Source organism: Neobacillus sp. 114 (genome assembly GCF_030127045.1).
Classification (GTDB): domain Bacteria; phylum Bacillota; class Bacilli; order Bacillales; family Cytobacillaceae; genus Neobacillus; species Neobacillus rhizophilus.
Genome location: NZ_CP126144.1, coordinates 1,350,990 through 1,367,062, shown reverse-complemented (window position 1 = coordinate 1,367,062; position 16,073 = coordinate 1,350,990). Strand labels below are relative to the sequence as shown.

15 protein-coding genes are annotated in these 16,073 nt (G+C 42.0%); 5 read left to right on the top strand and 10 right to left on the bottom strand.

Annotation, left to right across the window (positions count from 1 at the left end; all coding sequences use genetic code 11):
- Positions 1-239: 239 nt before the first annotated feature.
- From QNN06_RS06755 to QNN06_RS06745, 3 genes are all read right to left on the bottom strand, one after another.
- A complete protein-coding gene (locus QNN06_RS06755) occupies positions 240-983 on the bottom strand; it encodes a C39 family peptidase (protein ID WP_213118191.1) in 744 nt (247 codons plus the stop codon).
- A 166-nt stretch (positions 984-1,149) separates the two neighbouring features.
- Positions 1,150-1,596, bottom strand: coding sequence for a threonine/serine exporter family protein (locus QNN06_RS06750; protein ID WP_213118192.1), 447 nt, complete (start codon positions 1,594-1,596; stop codon positions 1,150-1,152).
- A gap of 16 nt (positions 1,597-1,612) precedes the next feature.
- Positions 1,613-2,374 (bottom strand): threonine/serine exporter family protein, encoded by a 762-nt coding sequence (locus QNN06_RS06745; RefSeq protein WP_213118193.1) that lies wholly within the window; start codon positions 2,372-2,374, stop codon positions 1,613-1,615.
- Positions 2,375-2,559: 185 nt separating this feature from the next.
- Between QNN06_RS06745 and QNN06_RS06740 the strand changes: the two genes are divergently transcribed.
- Together QNN06_RS06740 and QNN06_RS06735 are read left to right on the top strand one after the other, a co-directional pair.
- The gene (locus tag QNN06_RS06740; RefSeq protein ID WP_213118194.1) at positions 2,560-4,635 is read left to right on the top strand and encodes a carbon starvation CstA family protein; all 2,076 of its coding nucleotides are present in this window, start codon (positions 2,560-2,562) and stop codon (positions 4,633-4,635) included.
- On the top strand, positions 4,628-4,831 hold the full coding sequence (locus tag QNN06_RS06735) for a YbdD/YjiX family protein (protein ID WP_213118195.1): 204 nt from the start codon (positions 4,628-4,630) through the stop codon (positions 4,829-4,831). Before QNN06_RS06740 ends, QNN06_RS06735 begins: the two co-directional genes overlap by 8 nt.
- Positions 4,832-4,881: 50 nt before the next feature.
- On the opposite strand, the gene QNN06_RS06730 is transcribed toward QNN06_RS06735, so the two are convergent.
- The 5 genes from QNN06_RS06730 to QNN06_RS06710 form a co-directional block, all read right to left on the bottom strand.
- On the bottom strand, positions 4,882-6,612 hold the full coding sequence (locus tag QNN06_RS06730) for an MFS transporter (protein ID WP_213118196.1): 1,731 nt from the start codon (positions 6,610-6,612) through the stop codon (positions 4,882-4,884).
- Between the two features lies 1 nt (position 6,613).
- Positions 6,614-7,141: a PadR family transcriptional regulator gene (locus QNN06_RS06725; protein ID WP_213118197.1), complete on the bottom strand. Its 528-nt coding sequence runs from the start codon at positions 7,139-7,141 to the stop codon at positions 6,614-6,616.
- A 174-nt stretch (positions 7,142-7,315) separates the two neighbouring features.
- Positions 7,316-8,284 (bottom strand): ring-cleaving dioxygenase, encoded by a 969-nt coding sequence (locus QNN06_RS06720; RefSeq protein WP_284037298.1) that lies wholly within the window; start codon positions 8,282-8,284, stop codon positions 7,316-7,318.
- A 273-nt stretch (positions 8,285-8,557) separates the two neighbouring features.
- Complete coding sequence (locus QNN06_RS06715) at positions 8,558-8,788, bottom strand: hypothetical protein (RefSeq protein WP_213118199.1); 231 nt, start codon at positions 8,786-8,788, stop codon at positions 8,558-8,560.
- A gap of 72 nt (positions 8,789-8,860) precedes the next feature.
- Positions 8,861-9,604, bottom strand: coding sequence for an alpha/beta hydrolase (locus tag QNN06_RS06710; protein WP_284037905.1), 744 nt, complete (start codon positions 9,602-9,604; stop codon positions 8,861-8,863).
- A gap of 218 nt (positions 9,605-9,822) precedes the next feature.
- Here QNN06_RS06710 and gntK point away from each other — a divergent pair, with 218 nt between their 5' ends.
- Positions 9,823-11,367, top strand: coding sequence for a gluconokinase (gene gntK / locus QNN06_RS06705; protein WP_213118201.1), 1,545 nt, complete (start codon positions 9,823-9,825; stop codon positions 11,365-11,367).
- A gap of 6 nt (positions 11,368-11,373) precedes the next feature.
- Positions 11,374-12,219, top strand: coding sequence for a MurR/RpiR family transcriptional regulator (locus QNN06_RS06700; RefSeq protein WP_284037297.1), 846 nt, complete (start codon positions 11,374-11,376; stop codon positions 12,217-12,219).
- 44 nt (positions 12,220-12,263) lie between these two features.
- On the opposite strand, the gene QNN06_RS06695 is transcribed toward QNN06_RS06700, so the two are convergent.
- On the bottom strand, positions 12,264-13,595 hold the full coding sequence (locus tag QNN06_RS06695; RefSeq protein WP_284037296.1) for a GntT/GntP/DsdX family permease: 1,332 nt from the start codon (positions 13,593-13,595) through the stop codon (positions 12,264-12,266).
- A gap of 213 nt (positions 13,596-13,808) precedes the next feature.
- Between QNN06_RS06695 and QNN06_RS06690 the strand changes: the two genes are divergently transcribed.
- On the top strand, positions 13,809-15,035 hold the full coding sequence (locus tag QNN06_RS06690) for an MFS transporter (RefSeq protein ID WP_372447604.1): 1,227 nt from the start codon (positions 13,809-13,811) through the stop codon (positions 15,033-15,035).
- A 36-nt stretch (positions 15,036-15,071) separates the two neighbouring features.
- Here QNN06_RS06690 and QNN06_RS06685 read toward each other — a convergent pair whose 3' ends face one another.
- On the bottom strand, positions 15,072-15,998 hold the full coding sequence (locus QNN06_RS06685) for a ketopantoate reductase family protein (RefSeq protein WP_213118204.1): 927 nt from the start codon (positions 15,996-15,998) through the stop codon (positions 15,072-15,074).
- Between the last annotated feature and the right edge of the window lie 75 nt (positions 15,999-16,073).

Sequence of the window (16,073 nt, the reverse complement as noted above, 5' to 3'; positions counted from 1 at the left end):
ACACTGGAACGGCCTCGGAGCCGTAAGGATGTTAGAGAGGTAGGGCTGGCATCGTTTAGGTTTATAAAACCTACTGGTGGAAATTGTACCGCGGCATATTTAATTAAGAAATATTTAAATTTTTACATTACGACAGCATAATGAACTTGCAGAAATTCAAGTTACAATAAATCCTAAAATAAGGAAAGCAAAAGAAGGCAGAGGAACCATTCCTCTGCCTTCGTCCAATTTACAGGACACTATTGGATAACGATTGCTTGTTTGCCCATTTGCTCCCAGGCTTTGATGAAGTTTTCGCGGTTTAATTTTTTGTTCTTTGTACCGTATGGATCATTGATATAGATGTGGGACTGGTCGTAGCCGGTAATGACCGCGCTGTGTTCACTGAAGGTGATGTCGATTTTTCCCTCAGGGGTATTCCAGGTTTGAAATACGTTTACCGGAGAAAAGTTTATAGTCGTGATAATCCATACTGGGTGTCCTTGGTTTACTTTTTTCAACAGGTCTGTAAATGGACTGCCCGTTAAATTCATGGCACGTTCCCCTGCATATTTTTGGGCAAGATCGTAAACGGGGCCATTGTACACCCCAAGTCCCGGCCCATGTGCCATATCTCCAACAAATCCAGTATTTGGATTTCCTTTAAGACCATTACTGTAAGTAAACGGAACTGTTTTAATATTTTCAGCAAGCTCATTTTTCGTCACACTAATTCCATGAAATTGCATAACCATCGCAAGGCTCGTCACTTCGCAGCCATTGTATAGCATCGGCTTATCCATTTGATTAATCAACGGGACATCGAGCAGTTTGCTCTCAGGCAAAATAGGATAATCTTTTTGAAGTGCTATCTGGCGTGTTTTTAAAGGCGGGTCCTCCAAAAACGTTTTTATTGCAGATCTTATTGCTTCTACCCCAATTATGTTTTTTGAACCAAAGAGAATCGCAGTGAAAACAATAAGCGCAATAATCGTTTTCTTCATAAATGATAAATCCCTTCCCTGTGAACTTTTCATTTTGCTAGTAGTACTAATATACTAATATATTACTATACCAAACGTTAAAAGAACCGAAAAGAGGAACAGTATCCAAATCAAATCAAGAGGCTGTCTCAGGAATAAAGGTGAAATGACAACCTCTTAGAAAAATTTATATTTTTAACTTTCTTTCATTGATTTTCCGGATCACTTGATTAATCACTTCTGAGAAAACTAACCCAAAGGCGATGGTTCCCGCAAGCATCAAAACCTGAGCAGCAGACCCAAGTGCCGTGTTATAATTCTCTTCCACAAAATTTCTCATGGCATTATAAGCGAGTCCCCCCGGAACTAATGGAATAATTCCCGCAACGCTAAAAATAATCACAGGGGTTTTATATAATTTTGCCAATTCTTGGCTTAGCACAGCTATAAAGACCGTCGCCAGTAATGTCCCTAAAACAGGATCATCATAATATCCTTCTACAAGATAATAAACCAGCCAGCCGCCTGCACCAATCAACCCGCATTTCACTAAGGTATTCTTTGGTGCATTAAAAAGGATGCCAAATGCCCCTGTTGCAATAAAGCTGGTTATTACCTGAGCTAAAATATCCACTTTTCCAAGACCTCACTCACAAGAATTTCAGTATGACCGCAATTCCAGCCCCAATGGCAAAGGCTGTCAGAAACGCTTCCGCACCTTTTGACAGTCCAGAAACAAGGTGGCCCGCCATTAAGTCTCTGATGGCGTTGGTTACTAATAAACCGGGGACTAACGGCATCACCGATCCAATAATGATTTTATCCAGCTGATGGCCAACGCCGATGATTACAAAAAGCAATGAAAGGAGCCCAATCACAAATGCCGCCAAAAACTCGGAGAAAAACTTGATCGGTACAAAGCGATGGAAATAAACAAAGCTTAAATATCCTGCACCTCCGGCAATCATTGAAGGCAAAAAATCATTCCATTCTCCTTTAAACATAATCATAAAACAGCCGCTTGCCAAGGAGGCTGCCGCCACCTGCATCCTGAATGGGAAGGAAAGGTCCTTGGCTTCAATTTCCTTAAGCTGTTTCATAGCCTCTCTGCTATTCAGATCACCACTTGATATTTTTCGTGAAATACTATTTACGATAGCGACCTTCTCCAAATCTGTCGAACGCTCTGAAATTCTAATCAACTTGGTTTTTGTCGGTTCCGACCCTTCGGCGGAAAAAATAATGCCCGTTGGCGTCACATAGCTATGTGACTTTTCAATCCCGAACGAGGCTGCCATCCGCATCATCGTATCTTCCACCCGATACGTTTCCCCTCCGCTCTGCAGCATAATTTTCCCCGCCAGAAGACAAACCTCCATGATTTCATACGTTCGTTCTGCTTCGTTGTTCATCTATAGCTCACCACATTATTTTACATTTGATAATTAGTTTAATTCAAAACCAAGTTATAAGGCAATTTCCAGTCATTCTATCAAAATTTCGGGAAATTTGTCAAAATTCACAAAAAATTACCTTGAATTCAGAAAAAACAATAAAATATAATAATATTATTCTAGATAGGAAGGTGTGAACTTTTTTGAAAGCGTTTAAATCCATTATTATCTGGGGAGTCATTGCCGCCCTTGGAGCAGCAGGTTTTGCAGTCATGGCCTTAAACAGAGGTGAAAGCATCAATGCGATTTGGCTGTTAACAGCTGCTGTCTGCGTGTATGCCATTGCTTATCGCTTTTACAGCAAGTTTATCGCAGAAAAAGTTTTTCAGTTAAATGATAAAAGGAAAACTCCTGCCGAAATTCATAACGACGGAAAAGATTTTGTGCCAACGAACAAATGGGTTCTGTTTGGTCATCACTTCGCCGCTATTGCCGGTGCAGGTCCATTAGTTGGTCCTATTCTCGCAGCCCAAATGGGATATTTGCCTGGAACACTTTGGATTGTCGTTGGTGTTGTTTTGGCCGGTGCTGTTCAAGACTTTGTGATTCTTTTCGCATCTATGCGCCGAAATGGTAAATCACTCGGTGAAATGATAAAAGAAGAAATGGGCAAAGTTACAGGTGTCATTGCGATGATTGGGATTTTAGGAATCATGGTTATTTTATTAGCAGTTTTAGCCCTTGTCGTCGTAAAAGCACTTGTAGGAAGCCCTTGGGGAATGTTCACGATCGCAGCGACGATTCCGATTGCGATATTAATGGGAATTTACATGCGTTTCATCCGCCCAGGCCGCGTTGGCGAAGCATCCATCATCGGTATTGTTTTACTTTTACTTGCGTTAGTTTTCGGACAGACAGTTGCCGAAAATCCAACGTTAGCAGCCATGTTCACGTTTAAGGGCGAAGCTATTGCGATTATGATGATTATTTATGGTTTTGTTGCATCAGTATTGCCAGTATGGCTGCTGCTAGCACCGCGCGACTATTTAAGTACGTTCTTAAAAGTGGGTACCATTTTGGGACTTGCCATTGGTATTGTCGTAGTTGCTCCACATTTAGAAATGCCCGGGGTAACGAAGTTTATTGATGGTACAGGACCAGTATTTGCAGGAAATCTCTTCCCATTCTTATTTATTACAATAGCTTGTGGTTCTGTTTCCGGTTTCCATGCCCTAGTTTCCTCCGGTACAACACCTAAGATGATTGAAACTGAATCCCACGCCCGTCCAATCGGATATGGTGCGATGCTGACTGAATCCTTTGTTGCCGTCATGGCAATGATTGCTGCCTGTGTGCTGCATCCTGGTGTGTATTTTGCGATTAACAGCCCAGCTGCCTTAATCGGAACTGACGTTACCCAAGCTGCTTCTGTTGTATCCAGTTGGGGCTTTACGGTCACTCCTCAAGATTTAGCGAATTATGCCAAGGATGTAGGGGAAGCTTCGATTCTCTCCAGAACCGGCGGTGCCCCAACCCTAGCGATTGGTATGGCGGTTATTTTTTCAAAAGTTATTGGCGGAAAGGCGTTAATGGCATTCTGGTACCATTTCGCGATTCTTTTCGAAGCGTTGTTCATCTTAACAACGATTGACGCCGGTACTCGTGTCGGCCGCTTTATGATTCAAGATATTTTAGGAACAGTTTATAAGCCATTTGCGAAAACTGAAGCACTGGTTCCAAACCTTATTGCAACCGCCTTATGCGTTCTTTTCTGGGGGTACTTCCTGTATCAGGGCGTTATCGACCCGCTTGGCGGTATTAATACGTTATGGCCGCTGTTCGGTATTGCCAACCAAATGCTTGCCGGAATCGCCCTGCTCTTTGGAACTACGATTCTCTTTAAAATGGGCAAAAAAGCATATGCCTGGGTTACTTTGGTGCCAACCGGTTGGTTGTTAATTGTTACTTTAACAGCAGGCTGGCAAAAGCTATTCCATGAAAATCCAAAAATCGGCTTCCTAGCCCATGCCAAGATTTTCAAAGAAGCAAATGATGCCGGCAAGGTGCTTGCGCCAGCGACTTCTCCTGCGCAAATGAACCAAGTCCTCCTTAATGACTACGTGGATGCCACACTTACTGGTATTTTCATGGTAGTCGTGATTCTGGTATTAATAGCTGCCATTCGAATTTGGCTGCAAGTCCTTAACGGCAAAAAATTACCGTTACACGAAGAACCAATCATTCCGCGTAACGAAGGGGATTTGAAGAAATATGCTTAATCAGTTGAAAATAATTAACTCCTACCGCAAGCAGTTTATCAGCTTGCTGGTTGGGGTCCCGAGCTATGAAACATATGTAGCCCATATGGAATCGCATCATCCCGGCGAGCCTGTCAAAACAAGAAAGGAATTCTTCTGCGAAGCCCAGGATGCGCGTTACAATGCCAAAGGCGGAAAAGTTTCACGCTGCTGTTAACGCACAAAAACAGCCTAAGACCCAAGGATGGGTTTTAGGCTGTTTTTTTACTAATTGGCTGCAGGTGATTTCGCCATTTGGACAATCTGCTTATTTCTTCTTTCTCTAAATATCAAACCAGTTAATACACAAAGGAACACAAACGGAATACTTGTTTTATATAGGTCTGCAAAACTTGTAGAAATCCTTTCTTCAGCAAAATTCCTTATTTGATTGGTATACCCTTTTATTATTGTTCCCGTTTTGAAGATTTCCTCATCCACCTGATTTTCAACTTGTTTATAGATTTCATCTTTGGCTGCGCTCCTTTGATTTTCAGGAATGGTGGCTAATACTTTTGCAGCGTTGGCATCGATGATTCGCTGGCGTTCCGCTTTGGTGATAAATGTGGTAGAGGTTTGCAGCGCTTCTTTTTCACTGGTGATTAATTTTTTTGTTTCCGATAAAATCTGCGCTTTGACGGTTTCCGGCACATTCAGTTTTTCAAGTTTTTGCTGTGCATAATGCATAACATCCTGTTTTTTATCATGAATATTGTTCGTCAACCCGGCTACAAAAATTGCTACAGCTAAAACAACCCCCACCTGACGCAGCATCGAAAAAACACTCTGCGATGCCGTAAGCATTTCCCCTTCAAACGATGACGTGCTGGCAATTGTTGCGGAAGAAATCACGAAGCTAAATCCCAGGCCAAGCAAACTGCAAAGCAGAATTATCTCCTTTGGTGTGCTGTGAAGATTTAAGTTATGCAACAAATAATAAGCTATTCCCATGATGGCAAAGCCAATCATGACAGGAATCGTGTAGCCAATTTTTTTCGTTAGCAAACCGGCAAAGTTGGAAAATACAAAGATGGCGGCGGATACAGGTGTGACGAGGAGTGCGGCTTGGAGCTCTGTCTTGTGCTGGAAGTTGGTTAAAAACTGTGGAAGCAAGACCATGACACCGATAAGGAAGATGAACCCTGTAGTCACGATCACAACTGAACCTGTAAATAAACGATCTTTAAAAAGATTTAAATTAACCATTGGCGCTTTTGATTTTTTCTCTGCGATAATAAATAGTACGATGGAGGCGGCTGTTAATAGATAACAAATAATCGCCTGGCTGCTATCCCAGCCCCAGTTGTTCCCTTTGATTAGGACCAGATTTAGCGGGAATATGGCAGAAACCGAGAAGATTAGGCCGAACCAATCGATGGATGATTTTATTCTGCTTTCGTTTTTTACAGTTAAGATTACAAAGGAGGCGGCGATGGCGAGTATGCAAATTGGTACATTGACATAAAAGACCCAGTGCCAGCTAAGCTTTTCTGTGATAATCCCTCCGACTGTGGGACCGAGAGCAGTTGATAATCCTTGTGTTGCCCCAAGAAGCGTCAATGGCAGCACCCTCTTTTCAATCGGCATCGCAGCAATCCCGATCACCATGCTGCAAGGAATTAGGATAGCGGCCCCAAAACTTTGGATGAACCTTGAGGCAATTAAGAATTCTCCGCTGTTTGCCAGGCCGCATAAAGCCGAGCCCAATCCGAAAATAAACAACCCGACAATAAAAAATTTATTACGTCCAAACATTTCAGCAAACCTTGCCAGCGGAATCGCCAAAACCGCAATCGTCATCGTGTATACATTCAGCATCCACGAACTTGTTTCTAGCGATGTGTGCAGACTGTCCTGAATTGCCGGCAGCGTAATATTCATAATTGTGGAATCAAGCATACAAACAAATACCCCGACGCACATTAATAGAACGACCTTCATTCCGCCCGTCCCCCTCATGTTATTGCTCCCCTTGCTCATTTAATTTTTTTAACTCTTCATCAATCATGTTCACGACCATTTCTGCCTGACGGATGCCAAACTGCAGTGTAAATCGCTTATAGTGCTCCATGTCTGCACCGCACATTTCATCGATTCTGTTAAGATTGTTATACATCGCCTGGTTCTTTTCACGTTCTTCCTCAAGCCACTCGATGATCTTTTCCTTTGTGGTAAACCGCCCGAAAAAAATACGGATTAGGATGTCTGATCTCGTCACAGTTGGGTTTATTGGGCTGTTAAGGTATTGCTGGAATTGTTCCCGGCCGGCTTCTGTTATCGCAAATAGGTTCTTGTTTGGCTTCCCTTCCTGCTGAATGACCTGTTTTTCCACCAGTCCCTCTTTTTCCATTTTTCTTAATGCCGGGTAAATAGCACCAAACGATGCATCAAAGAAGTATGACACGGAATTCTCCATCATTTGCTTTATATCGTAGCCGCTCATTGGCTCCTCATATAGAAAACCTAGAATCACATCTTGCATGTTCATATATTGTTCACCTCAATATTATTTATGTTTATATTATCGATGTTAATATGTATGATGTCAATATAGAAACTGGATATTTTTTCATATTTTTAAAAAAACTGCTTCATAAATTTAAAAAGCCAATCGATCCAAATCGATTGGCTCCCTACTTGGGCTGCTGTAGTTGCACAAAGTTTAATTTAGGTTTAGCGGCCGCAGCTTTTCTTCAATCTCTTTTCGTTGCGGCTCCAAAAATGGCGGTAATGCCAGTTTTTGCCCCATTGTTTCCATCGGTTCGTCTGTTGCAAAGCCTGGTTTGTCTGTAGATAATTCAAACAAAATGCCATTTGGCTCTCTGAAATATAATGCTTTAAAATAATAACGTTCGACTTTCCCTGAATTCGGCAAGCGATAATCCTTCAAACGCTGTGCCCATTGGTTGTATTCTTCTTCATTTGGTACACGGAAAGCAACATGATGCACTCCTCCACGGCCTAAACGGGCTTTTGGCAGGTCCGGCCTTCTTTCAATATGAACTTCTGCACCACTGCCTCCTTCACCTGTTGCATAAACTAATATTTCAGGAAAATCTCCTTCCAGTGATGGGTATGCTCCGACATATCGAAATCCCATAACTTCAGTAAGAACTCCGATGGTCGGTTCGGCAATTCCAACAGTAAGGGTAACAGGCCCTAAACCTATAATGGCGTGTTCCGTTGGAATATCTTCCCGTACCCAAGGAACCCCCGGCCTAACTCCTTCTTCACCATTGTCGGCGACAAGTATTAAACGAGTCCCATCGAAATCTTTGAAGGCTAATGTATCACGATTTGCTCTTTTTTCAATCTCATCATGTTGAACACCAGCCTGTTTAAATCGTTCCTTCCAAAACAACAAAGAATCTGTATTCGGCACCCTTAAAGATACAGTGGAAATATCTGAAGTTCCTCTATATGAACTACCAAGATTAGGTATGTCAAAAAAGGTCACCTCCGTGCCAGGATTTCCTTCTGCATCCGCATAGAAAAGATGATAAGAAGATGTATCATCTTGATTGACTGTTTTCTTAACCAATCGCATTCCTAAAATTTTTGTATAAAACTTATAATTTCTTTCCGCTTTTTCGGTCAAAATCGATACATGATGTAATCCTAATAGGTTCATTTCTTCCACTCCTTACATCCTTTATTTTTTCAGAATCGGTTAGAATAAATGTGATTATCTCGAATTCGAGATATTATTTTAAAAATAACCTTCAATTACCCTAAAACAGGATATCTTGAAGTTGAGATAATAATAACCCTTTTAAATTTATATGTCAATAGCTTTTATATTAGGGGCTAAATGAAAACTCCCACTTGGTTTACGGAAGCGAGAGTTTTTCGTTCTTATCGGCATAACTGCGGGCCATCCATTCCTGTGGCTTTGTTGCTAAAACTACTCCCCAATATTGTTCTCAAACCATTCCTGCAGCTCTTGTAATGAGGTAAAGGAGAAGATTTCCTCTCCATTCTGGCCATTATCAAAACCGTTGTTTCCCCTTAAGGTAATCATCCCTTCATCCTCTGAAATCAGAATCGCATATGGATGATTGACATTTATGTACCTTGCATCCAAATCATTATCAATCCAATTCTTACTTCGTAAAAATGTTTCACAATGGTTCACTAATAATCACTCCTTCACTAAATATTGTTCCAAAAATGCAACAAAAAAAGAGACAAAAAAAATTTGTCTCCATTAACGATTCTTATCGATAAATTTTAATGTTTTTTCGATAATTACCTGCTGGTCGTTATCTAGTGTGGCCACATGATAGCTGTCTTTCAACTGATGAAGTTCTTTAATCTCTGAGCCGATTTCATCATAAATGATTTGTGAATTATCCGGAGGGACGACATGGTCTTCATCCGAAACAAAAATCAATACTGGGCAGGTAATTATATGAAGATCTGCTTTTACCTCATCCATAAAGGTCAAGATTTCCTTCACGGATTGAACCGGTGTTTTTTCATAGGCAAGTTCCACGACACCCGGCTTTTTAATATCTGAACCGATCGCATCTAAATACCGCATATCTTCTAACTGGCGGACCGGTAACATGGCCGGAATATCTACGGCAGCATTAATCGGGATAATCGCGCGAATTTCTGGATGTTTTTCCGCCATATACAAGGTTAATGTTCCGCCCATCGAAAGCCCCGTTACGAAAATTGTATCGCAGCGTTCCTTTAACCATTGATAAGCCTCTTCAACTGAAGCAATCCAATCGTGATAGGTTGTTTGCTCCATATCCTCATAATGAGTTCCGTGCCCTTTTAAGCGCGGTCCGCACACCGTGTAGCCTGCTTTGGCATAAGCCTCCCCAAGCGGGCGCATGCTTTGGGTGGACCCCGTAAAACCGTGCGAAACCAAGATACCGACGCGATTCCCTTCAAAATAAAACGGTTCAGCTCCCTCTAGAACTGGATATTTTTCAGATATGAACTTCCCTCCCGTAAAAATTGCACATACCCTTAAAATATTCGCTGCAAACACCTTTTTCCCTTTCTTTTTTAAAACTATCTATAATCTGTTTATGTATGTTTAACAATAGTTATAGGACAAATTGTAGTGTGCAGGAATATTTTTTCTTATATAATGATACTGGAGTAAAAATTTTTTGAACTATACAATAACGCTTCATAAAGGAGATTAACCCAATGACTAGAACCTCTTACTATCTCGGTGTTGATATTGGTACAACCAGTACAAAGTCAGTTCTTTTTGCAGAAAAAGGTAAAGTTATCAGCATGCATCATGTTGAATACCCTTTATACAGCCCTGCCCCGTCCATTGCAGAACAGGATCCGGAGGAAATTTTCCAAGCTGTCCTGGAAACGATGAAAGTAGCTATCAAAAAGGGCAAAATCAATACGGAACAGCTTAAGCTTGTTTCCTTTAGTTCGGCCATGCACAGCCTTATTGCCATGGATGATAACGGTAAACCAATTACCCGCTGCATTACGTGGGCAGATAGCCGCGCTACGGAAACAGCTGAAAAAATTAAAAACGAATTGAATGGTCTTGCCATCTATCGTAGAACCGGAACACCGATTCATCCGATGTCACCGCTTGCCAAAATTACTTGGCTAAAAGAGGACCATCCTGAAATCTTCAGCAAAACCAGCAAATTTATCGGTATTAAAGAGTACATATTCTTTAAGCTGTTTAATCGTTATGTGATGGATTATTCAATCGCCTCTGCAACAGGGCTGTTTAACCTCGAACAGCTAAATTGGGATGCAGAAGCGCTAAGTGTTGCTGGTATTACCACTGAACAATTGCCTGAGCCAGTTTCAACAAAGTTTTATTTAACCGGCTTAAAAAATGAATATGTCGAGGAGCTTGGAATACCAGGGAACACTCCATTTGTAGTTGGAGCAAGTGACGGCGTTCTTTCCAATCTCGGCGTCAACGCCATTGACCCAGGAGTAATGGCTGTCACGATCGGCACCAGCGGCGCGATTCGGACTGTAACGGACAAGCCAATCACCGATCCAAAAGGAAGAATTTTCTGTTATGCGTTAACTGAAAATCATTGGGTTGTCGGCGGTCCAGTCAACAACGGCGGGATGACCTTCCGCTGGGTTCGCGATCAGCTTGCCTGGTCTGAAGTGGAAACGGCTAAACGCCTTGGAATCGACCCTTACGATGTCTTAACGAAAATTGCCGACAGAGTCACACCTGGTGCAGAGGGTCTCATTTTCCATCCGTATTTAGCGGGTGAACGTGCACCTTTATGGAATGCCAATGCCCGCGGTTCGTTTTTTGGGCTTGGCCTTCATCACAAAAAAGAGCATATGATTCGTTCAGTCCTTGAAGGTGTCATTCTAAATTTATATACCGTTATGCTCGCCCTTCAGGAAATGATTGGCGTTCCGCAAAAAATCCAGGCAACAGGCGGGTTTGCCCGGTCAGCATTGTGGAGACAAATGATGGCGGATATTTTCAACCAGGAAGTTGTTGTGCCGGAAAGCTTTGAAAGTTCCTGCCTAGGTGCTGTTGTCCTTGGTATGTATGCACTTGGGGAAATTGAAGATTTCTCAATTATGTCGGAGTTGGTCGGTTCTACCCATGCCCATCAACCGATTGAAGAAAACGTGGAGATTTATCAGGATCTAATCCCGATTTATATCCGCCTTTCCCGTTTGTTAAGCGAAGAATATGGTGCTATCAGCAGCTTCCAGCAAAAATGGGTGAGGTAATCACCAATGCCGCAAAACTGTCTAGGAAAAATTCGTTCCTATTACGCAAGACTTAGTGAAAAAGAAAAAAAGATTGCTGACTACATCTTGGACAGTCCCGAAAAAATCATTCATAACACCATTAACGAAGTGGCAGAGGATTTGAATGTCGCCGATGCCACTGTTTTTCGGTTTTGCAAAAGGATTGGCTTCAAGGGGTACCAGGCAATGAAAATTGCCCTCGCTTCTGAAATATTTGAACCTATTCAACAGATTCATGAAGAAATTAAGGAAGATGATACTGAGAAGACGGTAGCGGTGAAAATTTTTCAATCAAATATTAGAGCATTGGAAAACACCTTGCAGATTCTCGATGGGCCTTCTATTCAAAAGGCAGTTGATTTATTATTGCAGGCGGACCGTGTTGAGTTCTATGGAACGGGTGGCTCAAATGTAATCGCCATGGATGCTTTCCACAAGTTTGTCCGGACAGGGATCAAAGCATTTGCCTTTATCGATTCCCATTTCCAGCTTATGTCTGCTTCCCAGCTTGGCGAAAAAGATGTGGCTGTGGTGATTTCTCATTCGGGAACAAACAAAGACACCATCAATATTTTAAGAACAGCGCAAAAAAATGGCGCTAAAACAATCGGTATTACAAGCTATCCAAAATCACCAATTGGACAAAACGTGGATGTTGCTCTTTTTACAAGCTCTGAAGAGACCGAATTCCGCTCCGAAGCACTGTCTTCTAGAATCGGTCAATTAAGCTTGATAGATGCCCTTTATGTCAACATGATTATCCGCAATAAGGAAAAGGCCAAAAACTCACTTGATAAAGTTAGAGAAGCCATTTCTAATACTCGAATGTAAATCTAAAAGAGGATGCCTTTTTAGGGCATCCTCTGCTTTTTTACTTAGACAAACATATTCACTATAAGTGCCCCAATAAAGGCGACAAAGGAAAGAATGGTTTCAAGTACCGTCCACGTTTTGAAGGTTTCTTCAAGAGACAGTCCCAAGTATTCTTTAACCATCCAGAACCCGGCGTCATTGACGTGTGAGAACATTAACGAGCCTGCGCCTGTTGCAATAACCAGCAATTCTAAATTGACTCCGGATATTCCGGCAACAATTGGAGCGACGATTCCGGCAGCAGTCGTTAATGCTACTGTTGCTGAGCCTGTGGCAATCCGGATTAACCCTGCAATCAAGAACGCCAGCACAAGTGGTGATATATTCAAATCCTGAGACATGCTGGCAATTACTTTTGCCACGCCGCTATCAATCAGAATTTGCTTAAAACCGCCTCCTGCTCCAATGATTAAAATAATTGAACCGACTGGTATAATACATTCTTCCACGAGTTTTTTAATTAAGTTCCTATCCATTCCATGACGGAAGCCAAGGAAATAAAAAGCTAAGAAACAAGAAATTAACAGAGCGATTACTGGGCTGCCGATAAAGGCCAACACTTTTTGCGCACCGGCTGAAAGATGCAGATATGGTGCGGCTGTTCCTAAAATCATTAAAATGACTGGCATTAAGATTGATAGGAATGAAATACCAACACTTGGGATTGACTTTTTATTGGCTTGATCGTCAATTTTCACCAACGTTGGTTCGCCAGTCGGGACAACCCGTTTGTTAATCATCCATGCAAATAACGGTCCGCCAATAATCCCCGAAGGAATCGCAATAATTAAAGAGTATAGCAATACTTTTCCAAGATTGGCCCCATAAATTCCGATTGCCGCAATCGCCCCCGGATGCGGCGGAACAAGACCGTGTGTGATGGACAAACCGGCAATAGCCGGAAGACCAACCAATAAAATATTTTGTTTAGACGCTTTTTGAATGGAAATAACAAGCGGTAACAGAATTAAAATTCCAACTTCAAAGAACACTGGAATACCGATAATAAAGCCTGAGAAGAACATCGCCCACGGCAGCTTCTTTTCGCCAAATGCCCTGATAAAGAAATTGGCAATTTGCAAGCCTGCCCCTGATTCAGCGAGCATTTTACCTAAAATCGTACCAAGTGCCAAAATGCCTACTAAGTGTCCTAAAACTGCGCCGACTCCTGTTTCATAGGAACCGACAATCTTGTCCCAGCCCATTCCGGAAAAAATAGCCAAGAATAGTGCTGCGACCATTAAACTAATAAATGCATGCCATTTAAACCAAGAAACTCCTAAAATGACAATGATGATTGCCAGCAGTGTGATGAGTAACAAATATGCATCCATTAAAACTGCCCCTTTCTGTGATGTAGCTTTTAAATGATTTGAAACCATTTAAATGCCTATTTGCTAAATTTCTCCTTATTGTTCTTCAACGAGTACGAGCTTATACAAATAGCCAATCCTTCAAACTATAAATGTGAATTGAATTTCCTATTTAAATTTTTCTGAAATTTCGGTAAAATAATATTTAGAGATTCGAAATAAATACAGAAAGAAGTGTTATCTAATTTGAAACAACAGGACCAGGCAAAACGAAATTTGGCCATCATGTGGTTTGCCAACTTTTTTGTAGCTGGAAGCATGACAATGGTTCTGCCATTTATCTCCCTGTACATCGAGTCACTGGGAAATTTTTCAGAGAAATACGTCCAGCATTGGTCAGGTTTAACATTCGGTATTACATTTGTATCCGCCTTCCTCTTTTCGCCGATTTGGGGCAGGATCGGCGACCGTTATGGCAGAAGAAAAATCCTGATCATTTCCGGAATGGGAATGGCTTTTTCGATCCTGTTAATTGGGTTTGCCCAATCGGTCTGGCAACTTTTCATGCTCCGCTTTTTTATGGGCTTCTTCTCAGGATTTATTCCTATGTCACAGGCACTTATCTCCACACAAACGCCGAAGGAAATTGCCGGCCGTGTCCTCGGCACCCTGCAAACAGGAAGTATTACCGGTACCTTATTAGGCCCAATGCTTGGAGGGATTCTCGCGGATACATTTGGTTATGCAGACACCTTTAAGTGGACCTCAGTCACGATTTTTCTCTCCGCCCTGCTTGTGCTCGCTGTGAAAGAAGTACGAATGGAAGTAAAAAAGGGAGTGAGGTCCTACTATTCCAGTAAAGAAGTTGTCCAGCATATTATCCATAATCCGATCATGCTGACTGTTTTGCTTATCTCAGCCCTTGTCCAAATAGCCCATTTTAGTATTCAGCCAATCCTATCATTATTTGTCGGCGAGCTGCATGGTCCTAAAAATATCGCGTTTTATTCAGGAATTGCTTTTTCTGCGGCTGGCTTGGGGAACTTATTGATGTCCAGAAGATGGGGGAAAATTGCCGACAGGCACGGTTATATTAAGGTTTTGGTGGTTCTCCTTTTCCTTGCGGGGATTATTTACTTACCTGGTGCAGCGGTAACAAATCTTTGGCAGCTAGTCATCATTCGGTTTGTTCTTGGGGTTGCCATCGGGGGAATTATTCCAGTACGAATTGCTTATATCCGTCAGGAGGCACCTCTTGCCATGCAGGGCGAGGTTCTTGGCTATAACAACAGCCTTAGGTTTCTTGGTAACATCATTGGCCCAATGCTCGGCGGCGTTATTTCCGGATACCTTGGTTTTTCGGCTGTATTTATCAGTACCAGCGCATTATTAATCATTAGCGGTGTGATTTTGCTAGTATCTATGCATAAGCATCCAAATCTGGCAAAGCATACAGCATAAAGGGTGAGCAACTTTGCGCTCACCCTTTTTATCATGTTATTGGTCTTTCTGCAGCTGCAGTTCATACACCTTTAAATTGGCATAGACAGCTTCTAAAACCGGAACTGGAATTTGTTCTTTACGGGCGATAGTTAATACGTACCCATGCAGATGATCTGCTTCGACAGAAAGCTGCTTCTCCATATCCCGCTGCATCGAGGATTTCATCGAGTAGCCCAAGCTATCAATTTGATTCAGTTGAAGTGCTGCTATATCTTCAGGCAGCGGCGCACCCATTTTGTTCATCACGGAAATGATTTCTTGTGACAGTTTTTCAATAGTTGCCCGGCCGCTTGGCATTTCCCTGATTGGACCAATCGGCGCCCTCATAAGGGTTGTAATTCCAGACATCGTCGAAATAAACAAATACTTATTCCATAAATCCTGATTAATATTGTCACTTAAACGATAGACGGACTTCGTTCCACTGAAAGCATCTTCAATTTTTAAGATTCTATCGGTCTTTTCGCCGGATAACTCTCCAAAGACAATATCATGTCTTGGGCTTGTTTGGATGATTCTTCCCTCTTGGTCTAGGGTAGTTTCAATAAAGCACAGGCCGCCGATGATCCGCTCTTGGCCGAACTCTGCTGCTAATTGTTCAATATGGGAGATTCCGTTTAATAAGGGAAGAATGGCTGTCTTTTCATTTACATATTGCCGGAAGCTATCAAATGCACCTTGCAGGTGATAGGCTTTCGTCGAGAGCAGGATTAAATCAAACGCATCCGCTTCCTCTCCTGACAAAATTGTTTTTGGGGTTAGCGTGACTTTGCCATGGACACTATCAATGACAAGTCCGGTTTGGTCCAGCTGCTTCTTTCTTCCTTCTCTCACTAAAAATGTGACATCAACGCCTTTTTCCTGCAAGCGTCCGCCAAAATATCCGCCTACGGCCCCTGCACCAACGACTAAAATCCTCATGCTACAAACCCCCTATGTATAGAACTATAAATCTAGTATAAGGGAATTTTTACTAAAGAGTAAGAGAAAAAAGCA

What these genes read in the sequence shown, in the direction of transcription:
- QNN06_RS06755 (WP_213118191.1), bottom strand. Translation starts at nt 983, where the DNA reads ATGAAGAAAACGATTATTGCGCTTATTGTTTTCACTGCGATTCTCTTT.
- QNN06_RS06745 (WP_213118193.1), bottom strand. Translation starts at nt 2,374, where the DNA reads ATGAACAACGAAGCAGAACGAACGTATGAAATCATGGAGGTTTGTCTT.
- QNN06_RS06735 (WP_213118195.1), top strand. Translation starts at nt 4,628, where the DNA reads ATGCTTAATCAGTTGAAAATAATTAACTCCTACCGCAAGCAGTTTATC.
- QNN06_RS06730 (WP_213118196.1), bottom strand. Translation starts at nt 6,612, where the DNA reads ATGAGGGGGACGGGCGGAATGAAGGTCGTTCTATTAATGTGCGTCGGG.
- QNN06_RS06725 (WP_213118197.1), bottom strand. Translation starts at nt 7,141, where the DNA reads ATGAACATGCAAGATGTGATTCTAGGTTTTCTATATGAGGAGCCAATG.
- QNN06_RS06720 (WP_284037298.1), bottom strand. Translation starts at nt 8,284, where the DNA reads ATGAACCTATTAGGATTACATCATGTATCGATTTTGACCGAAAAAGCG.
- gntK (WP_213118201.1), top strand. Translation starts at nt 9,823, where the DNA reads ATGACTAGAACCTCTTACTATCTCGGTGTTGATATTGGTACAACCAGT.
- QNN06_RS06700 (WP_284037297.1), top strand. Translation starts at nt 11,374, where the DNA reads ATGCCGCAAAACTGTCTAGGAAAAATTCGTTCCTATTACGCAAGACTT.
- QNN06_RS06695 (WP_284037296.1), bottom strand. Translation starts at nt 13,595, where the DNA reads ATGGATGCATATTTGTTACTCATCACACTGCTGGCAATCATCATTGTC.
- QNN06_RS06685 (WP_213118204.1), bottom strand. Translation starts at nt 15,998, where the DNA reads ATGAGGATTTTAGTCGTTGGTGCAGGGGCCGTAGGCGGATATTTTGGC.